Raw genomic sequence first — 16,969 nt, 5'->3', positions numbered from 1 at the left:
AGCGTCGTGCGTCTTCCACGCGGCTGCCTGCCCCCTTCACCGCCTGCGGCCGTCGGGACGGCCGTCCGCCATGGACCAGTGAGGACTGAGGACTCCGTGAGCACTGTTTCGCCCCGCAAACCCGTCGTGCTGATCGCCGAGGAGCTCTCCCCGGCCACCGTCGACGCGCTCGGCCCCGACTTCGAGATCCGGCACTGCAACGGCGCCGACCGCGCGGAGCTGCTGCCCGCCGTCGCCGACGTCGACGCCGTGCTCGTGCGCAGCGCCACGAAGATCGACGCGGAGGCCATCGCCGCCGCGAAGAAGCTGCGGGTCGTCGCCCGCGCCGGCGTCGGCCTGGACAACGTCGACGTCTCCGCCGCCACCAAGGCCGGCGTGATGGTCGTGAACGCCCCGACCTCCAACATCGTCACTGCCGCCGAGCTCGCCTGCGGCCTGCTCATCGCCACCGCCCGCAACATCCCCCAGGCCAACTCGGCGCTGAAGAACGGCGAGTGGAAGCGCTCCAAGTACACCGGCGTCGAGCTGTCCGAGAAGACCCTCGGCGTCGTCGGCCTCGGCCGGATCGGCGTCCTCGTCGCCCAGCGGATGTCCGCCTTCGGGATGAAGGTCGTCGCCTACGACCCGTACGTGCAGCCCGCCCGCGCCGCCCAGATGGGCGTCAAGCTGCTGACGCTCGACGAGCTCCTCGAAGTCGCGGACTTCATCACCGTGCACCTGCCCAAGACGCCGGAGACGCTCGGGCTCATCGGCGACGAGGCCCTGCGCAAGGTCAAGCCCAGCGTCCGGATCGTCAACGCCGCGCGCGGCGGCATCGTGGACGAGACGGCGCTCGCCGCGGCGCTCAAGGAGGGCCGCGTCGCGGGCGCGGGCCTCGACGTCTACGCCTCGGAGCCGTGCACCGACTCCCCCCTCTTCGAGTTCGACAACGTGGTGGCCACCCCGCACCTCGGCGCCTCCACCGGCGAGGCCCAGGAGAAGGCCGGCATCGCCGTCGCCCGGTCGGTGCGGCTCGCCCTCGCCGGAGAGCTGGTGCCGGACGCGGTCAACGTCCAGGGCGGCGTCATCGCCGAGGACGTCAAGCCCGCCCTGCCGCTGGCCGAGAAGCTCGGCCGGATCTTCACGGCCCTGGCCGGCGAGGTCGCCGTCCGGCTCGACGTCGAGGTCTACGGCGAGCTCACCCAGTACGACGTCAAGGTCCTGGAGCTGTCCGCCCTCAAGGGCGTCTTCGAGGACGTCGTCGACGAGACGGTCTCCTACGTCAACGCCCCGCTGTTCGCGCAGGAGCGCGGCGTCGAGGTGCGCCTGACCACCAGCTCCGAGTCGGCCGAGCACCGCAACGTGGTCACTGTGCGCGGCACGCTCTCCGGGGGCGACGAGGTCTCCATCTCCGGCACCCTCGCCGGCCCGAAGAACCAGCAGAAGATCGTCGCCGTGGGCGAGCACGACGTGGACCTCGCCCTCGCCGACCACATGGCCTTCTTCCGCTACGCCGACCGTCCCGGCGTCGTCGGCACCCTGGGCCGCATCCTCGGCGAGGCCGGCATCAACATCGCCGGCATGCAGGTCTCCCGCGCCACGGAGGGCGGCGAGGCGCTCGTGGCCCTCACGGTCGACGAGTCGGTCCCGCCGGCGGTGCTGTCGGAGATCGCCGAGGAGATCGGCGCGGCGTCGGCCCGTGCGGTGAATCTGACGGACTGATGGCCTGACGGCCTGATGGATTGACGGACTGAGGTACGGAAGTGCCTTCGGCAGGCCCGGCAGCCCCTCGGGGCGGCCGGGCCCGCCGTCCGTAGGGGGCAGGGGAGTCCGGCCCGCGGCCGCTCCGCGCCCGTCACCGGCGCGACGCGCCTTCCGCGGCACCCCGCGGCTCTCCTAGCCTTCCCGTCATGGGTGTACTGGAACAGCCCGCGGCGCCGGCATCCGCCCCGTACCGCCGCATCGCCGCCGAACTCCTCGCCCGCATCGCCTCCGGGGAGATCGGCCCGGGGGAGAAGGTCCCCTCCGTGCGGCGCATCGCCCAGGAGTGGGGCGTCGCGACGGCGACCGCCGCCAAGGTTCTGTCGGTGCTGCGCGAGGAGGGCGTGGTGCGGGCGGTGCCCGGGGTCGGCACCGTCGTGGCCGCCCCGTGCGGCGTGGCCGGGCCGGGGGAGGGGCCCCGCGCGGAGCGCAACGGCCGGCCGCCCCGCGCGGCGGGCGCGCTGAGGAAGCTCACCCCCGAGCGCATCGTGCGGTCGGCGATCGCGCTGGCCGACGCCCACGGCGCCGCGGCCCTGTCCATGCGCGCCCTCGCCGCCGAACTCGGCGTCCCCACCATGGCGTTGTACCGGCACGTGCCGGGCAAGGACGACCTCGTCACCCGGATGGCGGACGCCGCCTTCGGCGAGTGCGGCCCGCCCGGAGGCGCACCCGGCGACTGGCGCGGCCGTCTGTACGCGGCCGCCCGGTACCAGTGGGCCGTCTACCGCCGCCACCCGTGGCTGGCCAGGGCCATGGTGTCCGTCCCGCGGCCGCAGCTCCCCGCGTGCGCCACCGGCCTCATGGAGCGGGCGATGGCCCCGGCGCCGGGGCCCGGGCCGGGCCTGGAGGCGGGTGCGGTGGTCCGCATCGGGGCCACGGTCGCCGGGTACGTGCGCGGCGTGGCCGTGAACCTGGAGGACGGGGCCGCCGCCCGGCGGGCGCGGGGCGGCACCGACGCCGATCTGGACGCGATGTTCGAGTTCGGCCTGGCCCGGCTGCTGGACGGGCTGGGCGTGTACGTCGAGCAGCGGCGCGGCTGTTCGTAGGAGCGTGCTGCGGGGAGCCCCGACCGGACGCCGCCCCATGCGGCCCCGGTCAGGCGCCCCGTGCCCCGCGCAGTGCGGCCACGGTGATCGCGGCGGACAGCAGCAGGACGGCCGTTCCGACGGGCGCCGCCGGGCCCGCCCCGCGCCGGGCTCAGCGGTAGGAGTCGATCAGGCGCGCCAGGTGGCGCCCCGCGATCAGCAAGGGCTCCTCGCTGCGGGCGATCTGGGCCGTCAGCTCGGCGCCCTCCAGCGTGTTGATCACCGTGTGCGCGAGCTCGTGGGCGTCCTGCGCGGCGAAGCCGGTGGCGAGGAGCCTGTCGTGCACCAGGCCCCGCCAGCGCTCGAACGCCTCGGCGGCCGCCGACCGGATGCCGGGGGCGTTCGCGGCGGCCCCCAGGGACGTGGCGGTGACGGGGCAGCCGTCCAGCCAGTCGGAGGCGCGCAGGTCCGCGGCGAGGAGCGAGGCGGTGGCGGCCACCGCCTCGGCCGGGTCCGGCCGGCTCTCCAGCGCCGTGCGCAGCATGCCGGCGAACTCCCGGTCGCCGTGCCGTATCGCCTCGGTGGCGAGCTCCTGCTTGCCGCCGGGGAAGAAGTGGTAGACCGACCCGAGCGTGGCGTTCGCCTCCCGGGAGATCTGTTTGATGCCGGTGCCCTCGTAGCCCTGGCGCTGCATCAGCCGGGACGCCGCCCGGACGATCCGCTCGCGCGTGCCGAGGCCGGCGCCGGGTCCCGTGGCGGGTGCGTCGTGGTCCTGCTCCGGGGTCGTCTTCACCCTCCCGAGAATATAGGTAGAGCGTTCGCTCTAGAGGCGTGCTACGTTGATGCCGTCACTAGATAGAGCATTCGTTCTAGAGGGGTGTGGATTCATGATTTCCGCGGACAAGCGAGCAGTGACCGTCATCGGCCTCGGCCCCATGGGGCAGGCGATGACGGGGGCGTACCTGGACGCCGGCTACGAGGTGACGGTCTGGAACCGCACCGCCGCCAAGGCCGACGCCCTGGCCGCACGGGGCGCGCGCCGCGCGGCCGGCGTCGAGGAGGCGCTGGCCGCGAACGAACTCGTGGTGCTCAGCCTGACCGACTACGACGCGATGTACGCGCTCCTGGAGCCCGCCGCGGGCTCCCTGGCCGGCCGCGTCCTGGTCAACCTCAGCTCGGACACCCCCGAGCGGGCCCGCGAGGCCGCCGCGTGGGCCGCCGGCCACGGGGCCGAGCACCTCACGGGCGGGGTGCAGGTGCCGCCCTCCGGCATCGGCAAGCCGGAGTCGTCCACCTTCTACAGCGGCCCCAAGGAGGTCTTCGAGGCGCACGAGGTCGCCCTGAAGGTGCTCACAGGGGTCGACTACCGCGGCACCGACCCCGGCCGGGCCGCGCTGTTCTACCAGATCCAGATGGACATGTTCTGGACCGCGATGCTCAGCTACCTGCACGCCACCGCGATCACCGCCGCGAACGGCATCACCGCGCAGGAGTTCCTGCCGTACGCGCAGTCCACGATGGCCTCGATCCCGGGCTTCCTCGCGTTCTACGCCCCGCGCATCGACGCCGGGCGGCACGACGGCGACGTCGACAAGCTCTCCATGGGGGTGGCGAGCGTCGACCATGTCGTCCACACCGCCGAGGGCTCGGGGGTCGACGCCGCCCTGCCGGCCGCAGTCCGGGAGGTCTTCCGGCGCGGCGTGGAGCGCGGCCACGGGGATGACAGCTTCACCCGTCTGCTGGAGGTCTTCAAGGCGGGCTGAGCGCCTTTGGGGGGAGCCGGGCGGGCTGGGCCGAACGGGAGCGCGCCGAACGGGCCTAAGGCGGCAAAGGTGTGGTCACAGGCCGAATGCGGGACCTGTCGGGCGTTGTGCGCGATATGGCCGGATTGCTCGTAGCCCGAACCTCGAAAGAGGCTTGGACTGGATGAACCGGATGTAGAGGACAACAGTCCGAACGCCTGGAAGGAAGCACATGACCGACACCGGGATCCAGCCCACCACCTCATCGGCTCCCTCCTTCCCCAGCGACCGCACCTGCCCCTATCAGCCGCCCGCGGGGCACCAGGACCTGGCCGCCCGCGGGCCGCTGACGCGCGTCACCCTGTACGACGGGCGCCCGGTGTGGCTGGTGACGGGCCACACCGAGGCCCGTGCCCTGCTCACGGACCCCCGCGTCTCGTCCAACCGTCAGAATCCGGCCTTTCCCGTGCTCGCCCCGCGCGCCGAGAACCAGGCGGCCGTGGTGATCCCGCTCCTCGGCGTGGACGACCCCGAACACGCCCGGCAGCGCCGCATGCTGATCCCCCGCTTCAGTCTCAAGCGGGCCGCCGCCATGCGGCCCCGCATCCGCAGCATCGTCGACGGCCTCATCGACGCCATGCTCGCCAAGGGCGACAGCGCGGAACTCGTCTCCGCGTACGCCCTGCCCGTGCCGTCCATGGTGATCTGCACCCTGCTCGGCGTCCCCTACGACGACCACGACTACTTCGAGGCGTGCTCCCGGCGGATGCTGGCGGCGCCGACCGCCGCGGAGGCCACCGCCGCCCGTGACGACCTGCGCGACTACCTCCACCGGCTCGTGGACCGCAAGGAGGCCGAGCCCGGCGACGGCCTGCTCGACGAGCTCATCGCCGACCGGCTCGCCGACGGTCAGGTCGACCGCGACGAACTGGTCATGATGGCGCTGCTGTTGCTCGTCGCCGGCCACGAGACCACCTCCAACATGATCGCGCTCGGCGTGTACACCCTTCTCGAACACCCTGACGAGCTCGCCGCCCTGCGCGCCGACCCCGGCATCATGCCCGCCGCCGTGGAGGAGCTGCTGCGCTTCCTCTCCATCGCCGACGGCTTGATACGGGTCGCCACGGAGGACATCGAGATCGGCGGGCGCACCGTGCGCACCGGCGACGGCATCATGATCGGCACGTCCGTCGTCAACCGCGACGCCGCCGCCTACGCCGACCCCGACGCCCTGGACGTCCGCCGCTCCGCCCGTCACCACGTCGCGTTCGGCTACGGCGTCCACCAGTGCCTGGGGCAGAACCTGGCCCGCGCCGAGATGGAGATCGCCCTGTCCGCGCTCTTCACCCGCATCCCGGGCCTGCGCCTCGCCGTTGCTCCCGGCGAGGTGTCCGTCAAGCCCGGCGACACCCTGCAAGGACTCTTCGCTCTCCCGGTCGCCTGGTGAGCCCGTCGAAACGGAATCCGCCATGAGTGCTCTTCGCGTCTCCATCGACTCCGACGTCTGCATCGGCGCGGGCCAGTGCGTGCTGACCGCCCCGGGCGTCTTCGACCAGGACGAGGACGGCTTCGGCCTCGTCCGCCCGGGCCTTGAGGACGGCGGGGGGAACCCGCTCGTCAAGGAGGCGGCGCGCGCCTGTCCCGTCCAGGCCGTCACCGTGGAGGAGGGCTAGCGGGCCCGGGGCCTGCCAGGGGCGGCTACAGGCGGGAGGCCTTCAGGGCCATGTGGAGCAGCAGCCGCCCCTCGCCCTCGTCCAGGTCCAGGCCGGTGAGCTGCTCCACGCGCGCCAGGCGGTAGTAGAGCGTCTGGCGGTGGATGCCCAGGGCCGCGGCCGTGCGGCCCGCCTGGCCCGCGCAGTCGAGGAACACCTCGGCGGTGCGGGCCAGTTCGGCGTGGGCGGGGGCCAGCAGGGGGCGGACCGAGGTGTCCTCGGCGGCCCCGGCCGGCAGGGCGGCCAGCACGCGGTACGGGCCGATGTCCCCCCACTCCGCCACCGGCCCCAGGCGCGGCTCCGCGGCGGCTGCCCGGGCCGCCGCCAGCGCCTCGCGCCAGGCCTCCGGCAGCTCCGCGAGGCCGCGGCGCGGGGCGCCGAGCCCGGCCGTGCCGCGCCGCGCGGGGCCCGCCCCCGCGCGCGGGGAGCGCAGCAGCCGCTCGGCGGCCGTGCGGGCCGGGGCGATCGTGGTCGTGGTGCGCAGCCGCACCAGGGCGGCCAGCGCCGCCGATCCGTCGGGCAGGGGATCCGGCACGGTGCACAGGGCGGCCACCCCCGACTGGCCCGCCAGCGCCGACCCCACCCCGTCGGGCGCGGACGTCTCGCCCTCGCCGTGCTCGCCCTCGCCCAGCGCCCAGGGCGCCACCGCGACCAGCCCGAGCGGCCCGTCGGCCGCCTGGCCCATCGCCTCCCGCAGCGCCGCGGCCGCCGCGTCGCGCCCCGCGGGCCGCCCCGCGAGCACCTCGCGCAGCAGCTCGCCCAGCTCCGCGCCCGCCCGCGCCTCGGCGGCCAGCAGTTCGCCGATCCTGGCGGCCGTCTCCATGGCCTGCGCGAGCCGCGGATCGGCGTGCGGGACGCTCAGGTCCAGGCCGGCCAGGTGCTCGTCGTCCAGCAGCCACACGTAGCCGTGCACCACGCCGCGGTGGCGCACCGGCAGGCAGATGCGGCCCTTGAAGACCCCCGCCGCCGGGTCCGGCGGGATGCGCAGCGGCGCCTGGGCCCGCGCGATGCCGAACGCCTCGAACCACGCCCGGACGGCCGCGGTGGACCGCCGCTGCAGGATCGATCGGGTCCGCACCGGGTCCATCATCACGTCGAGGTCGTCCTCGCCGCCGTGGGCACCGAACGCGATCAGTACGAAGTCGCGGTCCTCGAGCGTCGCGGGGGCGCCGAGCGCCGCCGATATCTCGTCGACGAGGTGCTGGTAGTCGCCGCGCATGGCCCCGCCACGCTCCTTCCCCCGATTCGTGCGGGCTGTCCGGGGCGAAAGGACCCGCCGCCGGCGGGTCCTTTCGCCCCGGAATCAACCCAAGGTTCTATGTACAGGTCACCATTGTCATACATCTGTCTGAGATCCGGGCCACGGATGCGTGACAGCTGTCGATGGTCCAGGATCGGGGTGATCTCTAGTTTTCACGATGAGTTCCTTATGCCGTCCCCCCAGGTGGGGGCGGCCGTCATCGTGGAGGTGCCCGTGCTGGGTCCCGTGATCCTCGCTGCGTCGCGCAGCGACAAGATGCGCCGTTTCGTGTCGGCTGCCCCGGGCACCAAGCAGGTCGTCGACCGCTTCATCGCGGGCGAGACCGTCGACCAGGTCATCCCGATCGTCAAGGACGCCGCGGCCAAGGGCCTCGAGGTCACCCTGGACGTCGTCGGCGAGGACATCACCACCGTCGAGCAGTCCCACGCCGCCCGCGACGCCTACCTGCAGCTGATCGGCCGGCTCGAGGAGCTCGGCCTGGGCACCCGGGCCGAGATGTCGGTCAAGCTCTCCATGTTCGGCCAGGCGCTGGAGGGCGGCCACGAGCTCGCCCTCGCCAACGTCCGCCCCGTCGTCGAGGCCGCCGCCGCCATCGGCACCACGGTTACGCTGGACGCGGAGGACCACACGACCCTCGACTCGATGTTCGCCATCCACGAGGAACTGCGGAAGGACTTCCCGCAGACTGGCTGCGTCATCCAGGCGTACCTCTTCCGCACCGAGGACGACGCCCGCCGCCTGGCCGCCGCCGGCAGCCGTGTGCGTATCGTGAAGGGCGCGTACAAGGAGCCCGCCTCCGTCGCGTACCAGGACAAGGCGGAGATCGACAAGGCGTTCGTCCGGATCATCAAGATCCTCATGGCGGGCGAGGGCTATCCGATGATCGGGTCGCACGACCCGCGTCTGATCGCCATCACACAGGAGCTGGCCCGGCAGGCGGGCCGCAAGCTGGACGAGTACGAGTTCCAGATGCTGTACGGAATCCGCAGCGAGGAGCACGTCCGCCTGGCCGCCGAGGGCCACCGGATGCGCGTCTACACGGCGTACGGCACCGACTGGTACGGCTACTTCATGCGCCGGCTGGCCGAGAAGCCCGCGAACCTGCTGTTCTTCGCCCGGTCCATCCTCACCAAGGGCTGACCCCCGACATCCCCCCGCAGAGCCCCGAAGGAGAAACGGAACCCATGGACGCTGTGACCCAGGTCCCCGCCCCGGTCAACGAGCCGGTCCACGGCTACGCCCCCGGCAGCCCCGAGCGCGCCCGCCTCGAGGCCAAGCTCAAGGAGCTGGCGGCCAACCCGATCGACCTGCCGATGACCATCGGCGGCGAGAAGCGCATGGGCGGCGGCGAGCCGTTCAAGGTCGTCCAGCCGCACAACCACGCCGCTGTGCTCGGCACCTTCCACCACGCCACGCAGGCCGACGCCCAGGACGCGATCGACGCCGCCCTCGCCGCCGCCCCGGCCTGGCGCGCGATGTCCTTCGACGACCGCGCCGCGATCATCCTGCGCGCCGCCGAGCTGCTGTCCGGCCCCTGGCGCGAGACGCTGGCCGCCTCCACCATGCTGGGCCAGTCCAAGACCGCCCAGCAGGCCGAGATCGACACCCCCTGCGAGCTCGTCGACTTCTGGCGCTTCAACGTGCACTTCGCGCGCCAGATCCTCGCCGAGCAGCCGGTCGCCAACTCCGCCGGCGTGTGGAACCGCAGCGACCACCGGCCGCTGGAGGGCTTCGTCTACGCGATCACGCCCTTCAACTTCACCGCCATCGCCGGCAACCTGCCGACCGCCCCGGCCCTCATGGGCAACGTGGTCGTCTGGAAGCCGTCCCCCACCCAGACCCACTCCGCCGTGCTGCTGATGCAGCTCCTGGAGGAGGCGGGCCTGCCCAAGGGCGTCATCAACCTGGTGACCGGCGACGGCATCGCCGTCTCCGAGGTGGCCCTGAACCACCCCGAGCTGGCCGGCATCCACTTCACCGGCTCGACCAAGACCTTCCAGCACCTGTGGAAGACGGTCGGCAACAACATCGAGAAGTACAAGTCCTACCCGCGCCTGGTCGGCGAGACCGGCGGCAAGGACTTCGTCGTCGCCCACCCGAGCGCCGACCGCGCGGTCCTGAAGACCGCCCTGACCCGCGGCTCCTTCGAGTTCCAGGGCCAGAAGTGCTCGGCCTCCTCCCGCGCCTACGTCCCCCGCTCCATCTGGGAGGACGGCTTCAAGGAGGAGTTCGCGGCCGAGGTCGACGGCATCACCATGGGTGACGTCACCGACCTGTCGAACTTCATCGGCGCCGTCATCGACGACCGCGCCTTCGCCAAGAACAAGGCCGCGATCGACCGCGCCAAGGCCGACCCGGCCTGCACGATCGTCGCCGGCGGCACCTACGACGACTCGGTGGGCTACTTCGTCCGCCCGACCGTCATCGAGTGCACCGACCCGGAGAACGAGGTCTTCACGACCGAGTACTTCGGCCCGGTCCTCGCCGTCCACGTCTACGAGGACGCCGACTTCGACGCGATGCTCGCCCAGATGGAGTCCGTCTCGGCGTACGCGCTGACCGGCGCCGTCATCGCGAACGACCGCGCCGCGGCCGCCGACGCCATGGCCAAGCTGCGCTTCGCCGCCGGCAACTTCTACATCAACGACAAGTCGACCGGTGCCGTGGTCGGCCAGCAGCCGTTCGGCGGCGGCCGCGCCTCCGGCACCAACGACAAGGCCGGCGCCGCGTCCAACCTGACGCGCTGGGTCTCGACCCGCTCCATCAAGGAGACCCTGGTCGCGCCGACCGACTACCGCTACCCGCACATGGGCTGACCCGCCCCGTAGCTGCACTCCGCCCCCGTCCGGCCTGCTGGCCCGGCGGGGGCGGAGTGCTGTCCGGCGGGGGGCGGTCTCCCGGCGGACACCGCTCTACCCCCACCCCGCCACGATCAGCGACAGCCCCGCCGCGAACCCGCCTCCCAGCAGCACCAGGTACGGCCCGTACAGATGCCGCAGGCGCCGCCCCGCGGCACCCAGCGCCGCGAAGGCGAGCCCCACGCCCACCGTCCGCACGGAGCGCGCCGCCCCCGCCTCCACGGCGAAGTCACCGGGCGCCACGTGCGCCCGCCCCGCGGCCGCCGCGTACACCTTGAACGGCACGCCGTTCCACGGCTGGTGCGCCACGGCCGCGGCCCCCTCGGCGGAGAGCTCCCGTACGGCCTCCGTGTGCATCCGCGGCGTCGTCAGCGGCGCCGGCAGCCGCACGCCGGACGCGGCCACCTGCAGGGCGAGCAACCCGCCGACGAGCGTCCCCGCGAGCGCGGCGACCGACAGCCGCAGCGCCGCACGGGGCGCCGCCGCGCAGGCGACGGCCAGGAACAGCTCCGGCATCAGCGGCCAGCTCAGGGCCTCGGCGAACGCCCAGGCGAACGCGAGCGGCAGTCCCCGGCGGGACGCCACGACGGCGGCGGTGCGGCGGCGCAGCGCGCAGTCCCGCTCCGGGTGCGCGGCCGCCTCGCCGGCGAGCTCCGCGACGGCGGCGCGGGCCCGCCCGGGGGAGACGGGGCCGTACAGCGGCTCGCCGATGCGCACCCGCACCAGGGCGGGGCGGAGCCGCCCGTGCTTGGGCAGCAGCCGGTCCGTGCCCGCCAGCCCCACCGGCACCACGGGCACCCCCGCCTGCTCGGCGAGCAGCAGCGCGCCCCGGTGGAACCCGCCGAGCCCGCCGTCCTTCCCCCGCGTGCCCTCCGGGAAGAGCACCACGGCGCGCCCCGCGCGCAACTCGCCGGCCGTCCCCAGCAGGTCCCCGAGCCCGCCGCCGGTGCGCCGCACGGGGAACCCCGCGGCCAGCCACCGGCACACCCGGCGCCGCCCCGGGCGCGCGAACCAGTAGTCGGCCGCGGCCCCGATCAGCGGCGCGTGGCGCGCGTCGAGCGCGGCGAGCAGCGCCGCGGTGTCGGCGTGCGAGGAGTGGTTGGCGACGACGACGCAGCCGCCCCGCGGGAGCCGGCCGCGCCGGGAGACCCCACCGGTGAGGGTGAGCGCCACCAGCCACAGCGCACGGCGCAGCCAGGCGGCGAGAACGGCCCGCCGGGGAGCGCGGGGCGCCCGGGGCGCCCGCCCCGCGGGTGCCTGGGCGGGGCCGGACGCAGAGGCGGACCACACACCCGGGCCGCCCCGTGCACGTGCCCTGAAGCCTCGCCCGCCGCGCACCCCGGCCGGGGCGCCCACGAGGCGGCGGTGCGGCCCGCCGGGACCTGCATGAGGCCCCCGGCGGGCACTGCGTCCTGCCGGAAGCGGCGTGCACGGGGCGCCCTGGACGGGGCCGGCGGCCCGGCGGGCCCCTACGTTCGCCTGCGTCGCGCGCCGCAGCGGCCCCCGCACCGCCCGCCCCAGGCGGCTGCGGAGCGCCGCCGCCCGGGCGCCGCGCCGGTGCCCCCGCCCCGTGCCGGGGCGCCCGTACGTCCCTCCTCGTGCGCGCCGCGCGGCTCGCGCGGCCGGGCCGCGGCGCAGCCGCCCCGTGCGCAGGGATCCGGAGGGAGAGGCCGGAGAGGCCGGAGAGGTCGCCGTCACAGCGTCACCACCATGGCCAGGAGCAGGGCGAGGAGGAGGGAGTCGATGCGGTCGAGGAGGCCGCCGAAGCCCGGCAGCCAGGTGCCGGCGTCCTTGACGCCCGCCTCCCGCTTGAGCATGGATTCGAGCAGGTCGCCCAGGACGCTGCCGGCCAGGACCGCGGCCCACAGCGTGACGGTGAAGGCACCCGCCACGTCCAGTCCCGCGGCCACGGCCATGCCCGCGCCGAGGACGCCCGCCCAGGTCTTGGCGGGGGAGTGGGGGGACAGCGGGCGGGCGAGGGCGCCGCCGAGGGGGCGCAGGAGCATGCCGCCGCACCAAGCGCCCACGTCGCCGAACGCGACCGCCACGGCGACGGCGATCGCGGTGCCGTCCAGTAGCACGAGTCCGGTCAGCGCGACGGGAATCCACAGCAGGCCGAAGACCGTACGGGCCGCGCGCTCGCCGCCCCGTGCGGTGTCGCCCGACAGCACCGCGGGCAGCACGCCGGCGATGGTGAGCAGGGCGAAGGTCCGCAGGTCCAGGGCGTCCGCGAGGCGCCAGTGCTCCAGCAGGGCCAGGAGCGGCAGGAGGAGCACCGCGGCGCGCAGCACCGCCCGTTCACCCCGCCCCAGGCGGGCCAGCCGGGCGTACTCGCCGACCGCGATCAGCCCCAGCAGCCAGACCAGGGCCGCGGCCCCCAGCTCGTGCAGGAACATCGCCCCGAGGAAGAGGGGGGCCGAGACGGCCCAGGTCAGCCAGCGGCGCCGCAGCTCGCGGCGCATCGCCACGCGCGCGGGGAGGCAGGTCACCGCCAGGCCGCCCGCGCCGAGCACCCCGGCGACCACGGGTATGACACGGGGCAGGACGTCGCTCGTGTACAGCGTGCTCACCGGGCCGCACCCGCCTCGCCCAGCACCCGCCACAGCCGGCCCAGCCGGAGGGCCGCCGTCAGCGCCGAGCCCACCGCCACGACGGCCAGCACGGGCACGGCCCAGCCCGTGGCGGCGGCCACGACGGGCAGCAGGCACCGCTCCGTCTTGCCGACCGGCCCGCCGTTGAGCCGCTCGGCCCCCGCCGCCGCGCCCGCGAGGGACACCCACGAGGGCAGCGTCGAGGCGAGCGCGGCCGTGGCCACGAGCCACGGCGGAGCGAGCGTCAGGAAGCCGGCCAGGACGAGCAGATCGGCGGCGCGGTCGCCGAGTTCGTTCAGGACGGAGCCCCGGCGCGTGGTGCGCCCCGTGTCGCGGGCGAGCGCGCCGTCGAGGTTGGCGAAGGCGAGCCGGGCCGCCAGCAGCAGGGCGACGGGAGCGGCGGCCGCCGGTGCGGGCAGCAGCGCGAGCGCTGCCCCCGCACCCGCCGCGCAGAGCACGCCGGCGGCGGTGAGGGTGTCCGGTGACACGCCGCGCCGGGCGAGCGCGGCGCGCAGCCCGCCGAGGCGGGCCGCGTACCAGGGCTTGAGTGCGTACAGGCCGTTCATGGGCCCCACTTTCGCCGCAGGGGGCGGGGCCGTGGATCGGCGGGGGTACTCAAACCCCTACTCAGTCGCTACTCAGTACGAGCCGGGCGGTCCTGCGGGAGCGCCCCGGGCACCTGGCCGTCTCAGATAGTAGGAAGCCCGAGTAATTGTGCAGACAGCGCGGTACAGCTGTCCTAGCGTGGAGGAAGCCGAACGTGCGCTCCATCGAGCGACAAGCGGTTGCGGCCCCGTGCGCGAGCGCAGGCGATCCCTGCGGCACCCCGGCCCCCGCCCCTTCCCCGGCGCTCTTCCCACCGCTCCCGGGGCCCCGCAGCCGGTGCCCCCTCCCGCAGACGCAGCAGAGGAGACGTGACTCCCATGGCCGAAACCGCCGTCCGCAGGACCCGCCGCATCGCCCGTACGGCCGACCGCACGGACCGCACGATCGACCGGATGAACGCCGCCGCCGCACTCCAGCGGGCGCTGGACCGCCGGGACAACGGCGGCGTGACCGGCCACTGAGGGCCCGGCAGGTACGCCGTCAGCCCCGCCGCGCGGGGCGGACGACGTCGAAGTGGTCGATGCGGGCGCCGTTCTCCGCCAGTGCGGTCACCCGCAGCCGCGGGCGCCCGCCCCGTGCGGCCGGCTCGGCCTCGACCGCGAGGAACGAGAAGCCGGTGTAGCGCACGCGCGACCACTCCACCGTCTCCGGGTGCTTCACCCGCCCCTCCTCCCAGAAGTAGCTCTCCACGCCCTCCAGGTCCCTGACGTGGCCCTCGTAGCTGTCCGGCACCGGGAAGTCGTAGAGCGACTTCCCGGCCCCGCCGGCGGTCACGTAGACGATGCCGTCGCGCGTGGAGTCGGCGGTGCCGCCGATGGGCACCTCCCGCCCCACGCGCGTGCCGCGGAGCGCGTCGGTGCGCTCGTAGACGTGGTTGTGGCCGTTGATGACGAGGTCGACCCCGTGCTTCCCGAAGAGCGGCAGCCACTGCTCCCGCACCGCCCCGTCCGAGGCGTGCGCCTTCGTCGTGGAGAAGGCGCAGTGGTGGAAGAAGACGACGAGGAAGTCGAGGCCGCGCGTGCGGCGCAGTTCGCCCAGCCGGCGGTCGAGCCAGGCGGTCTGCCGGCCGTCGCTGTAGCCGGTGTTCGCGGTGATCTCGTGGGAGATGTCGTTGGCGTCCAGGGCGACGATGCCCACGTTGCCGTAGACGAAGGAGTAGACGCCCGGGGCGCCCACGGGGTCGAAGCCGTTCCGCGGGAGGGACCAGCGGGCGATCTGGCCCCCGTAGCCGTCGGGCGAGTACCAGGCCTCCATGTCGTGGTTGCCGGTGGTCACCATCCAGGGCACGGACGCGGCCACCGACTCCGTCTGGGCGAGGAACTGGTCCCACACGCGCGCGTCGTAGACGTCGGTGGGCTTGCCCGCCCCGCTGTCGTCGGCGTAGCAGATGTCGCCCGCGTGCAGGTGGAAGGCGGGGTTCTGGCCCAGGATCAGCTGGTCGTTGGCCAGGGCCTGGTAGCCGACACCCTGGTCGCCGAAGGCGGTGAAGGTGAACCGCTCCGCCTTGCCGCCCTTCTCCGGCCGCTCCGGCGCGGTGCGGAAGGTGCCGATGCGGGCGAAGTGGCGCGGGTCGGCCGGGTCGTGGCCGTCGTGCCCCACCCCGTAGTAGTACGTCCGGCCGGGCCTGAGGTTGTCCAGCGCCGCGTGCAGGTACACCTGGTCGACGGCGGGGAGCTTCTTCGACAGCGGCGGGGTGTGCAGGGTGCGCACCTCGGCGTCCAGCTTCACGCCGAGGTCCCACGGCGCGAGGCCCACCCGCACGTAGGGCCGCTTCACCGCGAACGGCACCTGCCAGGAGACCCGCATCTGCGTCCGCGGGTCGGCGCCGAACGCCAGGTGCCGGCCGAAGGGCGCGACGTGCCGGCCGTCGACCCGCGACGTGGCGGGGGCGTCCAGCAGGGCAGGTGAGGGGGCCGGGCCGGCGTACGCCCGCCCGGCGCCGCCCAGGACGCCGGTGCCCGCCGCGGCCCCGGCCGTGACCGCGCCGGCGCGCAGCACGCCGCGCCGGGTGAGGGGCCGGGCGAGCCGGGCCCGCAGGTACGCGTGCTGCTCGGCCATCGTCATGCGGCCCGCGAGGCGCTCGGGGATCCCTACGCGTGGTGTGTCCATGACGGCAACGTGCCAGGAAGCGGCAACTTCGTTGCGGACTTTGGGTGAACGTGACCTGACTGGAGCGCAATCCGTCCGCATGGTGGACGGTGTGTGTCATCCAGCGGGACGGGAGAGTACGGTCCCGGTATGTCTCGCAGCATTCGCCTCGCAGTGATCCCCGGTGACGGAATCGGCCGGGAAGTCGTGGCCCAGGGCCTCAAGGTGCTCTCGGCGGTCCTCCCCTCCGACGTGAAGCTGGAGACCGAGGAGTACGACCTCGGTGCCCGGCGCTACCACGCGACCGGCGAGGTCCTGCCCGACGCCGTCCTCGAGTCCCTCAAGGGCCACGACGCGATCCTGCTCGGGGCGATCGGCGACCCCTCCGTGCCCGCCGGCGTCCTGGAGCGCGGTCTGCTGCTCAAGCTGCGGTTCGCCTTCGACCACTACGTGAACCTGCGCCCCTCGAAGCTCTTCCCGCACACGGCCACCCCGCTGGCCGGCCGCCCCGACATCGACTTCGTCGTCGTCCGCGAGGGCACCGAGGGCCCGTACACCGGCAACGGCGGCTCCCTGCGCACCGGCACCCCCGCCGAGGTCGCCACCGAGGTCAGCGTCAACACCGCCCTGGGCGTGGAGCGCGTGGTGCGCGACGCCTACGAGCGGGCCCAGGCCCGCTCCCGCAAGAAGCTGACCCTCGTCCACAAGAACAACGTCCTCGTCTACGCCGGACAGCTGTGGAAGAGCACCTTCGACCGGGTCGGCCGGGAGTACCCCGAGGTCACCACCGACTACCTGCACGTGGACGCGGCGACCATCTTCATGGTCACGCAGCCCGAGCGGTTCGACGTGATCGTCACCGACAACCTCTTCGGCGACATCCTCACCGACCTCGCCGCGGCCGTGACGGGCGGCATCGGTCTCGCCGCCTCGGGCAACATCAACCCCGACGGCGCGTTCCCGTCCATGTTCGAGCCCGTCCACGGCTCCGCGCCCGACATCGCGGGCACCGGCAAGGCCGACCCGACGGCCACGGTGCTCTCCGTCGCCCTGCTGCTGCGCCACCTCGGCCACGAGGCCGAGGCCGCCCGCATCGAGACGGCGGTGGCCGAGGACCTCGCCGAGCGCGACGGCGCCGCGCCGCGCTCGACGGACGAGACCGGAGACGCCCTCGCCCGGCGCGTAGCCGGCTAGCCCCCAGCCGCTGACTCAGCGCGCGGTGGGGTGCGACCATCGACCCGGGCCGCGCGCACGTTTTCCGTCCACGGCCCCACGAGCGATAATCGAACGTGGGGCCGCGGCATGAGGGGAAGCTCGGATGTCCTGACACCGTCAGGGACGGGGCG

General features: G+C 74.2%; 15 protein-coding genes. 9 read left to right on the top strand and 6 right to left on the bottom strand.

Annotated elements, in window-relative coordinates:
• Window positions 1–96: 96 nt before the first annotated feature.
• A complete protein-coding gene (serA, locus tag NQU55_RS02955) occupies window positions 97–1,701 on the top strand; it encodes a phosphoglycerate dehydrogenase (protein WP_168093833.1) in 1,605 nt (534 codons plus the stop codon).
• A gap of 188 nt (window positions 1,702–1,889) precedes the next feature.
• The gene (locus NQU55_RS02950; protein WP_168093832.1) at window positions 1,890–2,786 is read left to right on the top strand and encodes a GntR family transcriptional regulator; all 897 of its coding nucleotides are present in this window, start codon (window positions 1,890–1,892) and stop codon (window positions 2,784–2,786) included.
• A 151-nt stretch (window positions 2,787–2,937) separates the two neighbouring features.
• On the opposite strand, the gene NQU55_RS02945 is transcribed toward NQU55_RS02950, so the two are convergent.
• Window positions 2,938–3,558 (bottom strand): TetR/AcrR family transcriptional regulator, encoded by a 621-nt coding sequence (locus NQU55_RS02945; RefSeq protein WP_256789576.1) that lies wholly within the window; start codon window positions 3,556–3,558, stop codon window positions 2,938–2,940.
• Window positions 3,559–3,652: 94 nt separating this feature from the next.
• Here NQU55_RS02945 and NQU55_RS02940 point away from each other — a divergent pair, with 94 nt between their 5' ends.
• From NQU55_RS02940 to NQU55_RS02930, 3 genes are all read left to right on the top strand, one after another.
• The gene (locus NQU55_RS02940) at window positions 3,653–4,528 is read left to right on the top strand and encodes an NAD(P)-dependent oxidoreductase (RefSeq protein WP_206329531.1); all 876 of its coding nucleotides are present in this window, start codon (window positions 3,653–3,655) and stop codon (window positions 4,526–4,528) included.
• Window positions 4,529–4,739: 211 nt separating this feature from the next.
• Window positions 4,740–5,954, top strand: coding sequence for a cytochrome P450 (locus NQU55_RS02935; protein ID WP_168093830.1), 1,215 nt, complete (start codon window positions 4,740–4,742; stop codon window positions 5,952–5,954).
• Between the two features lie 22 nt (window positions 5,955–5,976).
• The gene (locus NQU55_RS02930) at window positions 5,977–6,180 is read left to right on the top strand and encodes a ferredoxin (RefSeq protein ID WP_168093829.1); all 204 of its coding nucleotides are present in this window, start codon (window positions 5,977–5,979) and stop codon (window positions 6,178–6,180) included.
• Window positions 6,181–6,205: 25 nt separating this feature from the next.
• Here the strand turns inward: NQU55_RS02930 and NQU55_RS02925 are convergent, their stop codons facing one another.
• Entirely contained in the window at window positions 6,206–7,438 is a 1,233-nt protein-coding gene (locus NQU55_RS02925; RefSeq protein ID WP_256789574.1) for a PucR family transcriptional regulator, read from the bottom strand.
• 255 nt (window positions 7,439–7,693) lie between these two features.
• Between NQU55_RS02925 and NQU55_RS02920 the strand changes: the two genes are divergently transcribed.
• Both NQU55_RS02920 and pruA read left to right on the top strand, forming a co-directional pair.
• Window positions 7,694–8,620: a proline dehydrogenase family protein gene (locus tag NQU55_RS02920; RefSeq protein ID WP_168096242.1), complete on the top strand. Its 927-nt coding sequence runs from the start codon at window positions 7,694–7,696 to the stop codon at window positions 8,618–8,620.
• A gap of 44 nt (window positions 8,621–8,664) precedes the next feature.
• Window positions 8,665–10,296: an L-glutamate gamma-semialdehyde dehydrogenase gene (gene pruA / locus NQU55_RS02915; protein WP_168096240.1), complete on the top strand. Its 1,632-nt coding sequence runs from the start codon at window positions 8,665–8,667 to the stop codon at window positions 10,294–10,296.
• Between the two features lie 96 nt (window positions 10,297–10,392).
• Here pruA and NQU55_RS02910 read toward each other — a convergent pair whose 3' ends face one another.
• From NQU55_RS02910 to NQU55_RS02900, 3 genes are all read right to left on the bottom strand, one after another.
• Window positions 10,393–11,628, bottom strand: a complete 1,236-nt coding sequence (locus NQU55_RS02910; protein ID WP_256789572.1) for a lysophospholipid acyltransferase family protein — start codon at window positions 11,626–11,628, stop codon at window positions 10,393–10,395.
• A gap of 404 nt (window positions 11,629–12,032) precedes the next feature.
• Window positions 12,033–12,908 carry a phosphatidate cytidylyltransferase gene (locus tag NQU55_RS02905; protein WP_256789570.1) on the bottom strand — a complete coding sequence of 292 codons (876 nt, stop codon included), beginning with the start codon at window positions 12,906–12,908 and terminating at the stop codon, window positions 12,033–12,035.
• Window positions 12,905–13,495, bottom strand: coding sequence for a CDP-alcohol phosphatidyltransferase family protein (locus NQU55_RS02900; RefSeq protein ID WP_168095099.1), 591 nt, complete (start codon window positions 13,493–13,495; stop codon window positions 12,905–12,907). The genes NQU55_RS02905 and NQU55_RS02900 overlap by 4 nt, the downstream gene beginning before the upstream one ends.
• Window positions 13,496–13,852: 357 nt before the next feature.
• On the opposite strand from NQU55_RS02900, the gene NQU55_RS02895 reads away from it, so the two are divergent.
• Window positions 13,853–13,996 carry a hypothetical protein gene (locus NQU55_RS02895; RefSeq protein WP_168095098.1) on the top strand — a complete coding sequence of 48 codons (144 nt, stop codon included), beginning with the start codon at window positions 13,853–13,855 and terminating at the stop codon, window positions 13,994–13,996.
• Between the two features lie 19 nt (window positions 13,997–14,015).
• Here the strand turns inward: NQU55_RS02895 and NQU55_RS02890 are convergent, their stop codons facing one another.
• Window positions 14,016–15,644 carry a purple acid phosphatase family protein gene (locus NQU55_RS02890; RefSeq protein ID WP_168095097.1) on the bottom strand — a complete coding sequence of 543 codons (1,629 nt, stop codon included), beginning with the start codon at window positions 15,642–15,644 and terminating at the stop codon, window positions 14,016–14,018.
• Window positions 15,645–15,773: 129 nt separating this feature from the next.
• Here NQU55_RS02890 and NQU55_RS02885 point away from each other — a divergent pair, with 129 nt between their 5' ends.
• A complete protein-coding gene (locus NQU55_RS02885; protein ID WP_168095096.1) occupies window positions 15,774–16,817 on the top strand; it encodes a 3-isopropylmalate dehydrogenase in 1,044 nt (347 codons plus the stop codon).
• The last annotated feature ends 152 nt before the right edge of the window (window positions 16,818–16,969 follow it).

Origin of the sequence: Streptomyces telluris, assembly GCF_024519335.1 — a bacterium.
GTDB lineage: Bacteria > Actinomycetota > Actinomycetes > Streptomycetales > Streptomycetaceae > Streptomyces > Streptomyces telluris.
This window is presented reverse-complemented; position numbering and strand designations above follow the sequence as displayed.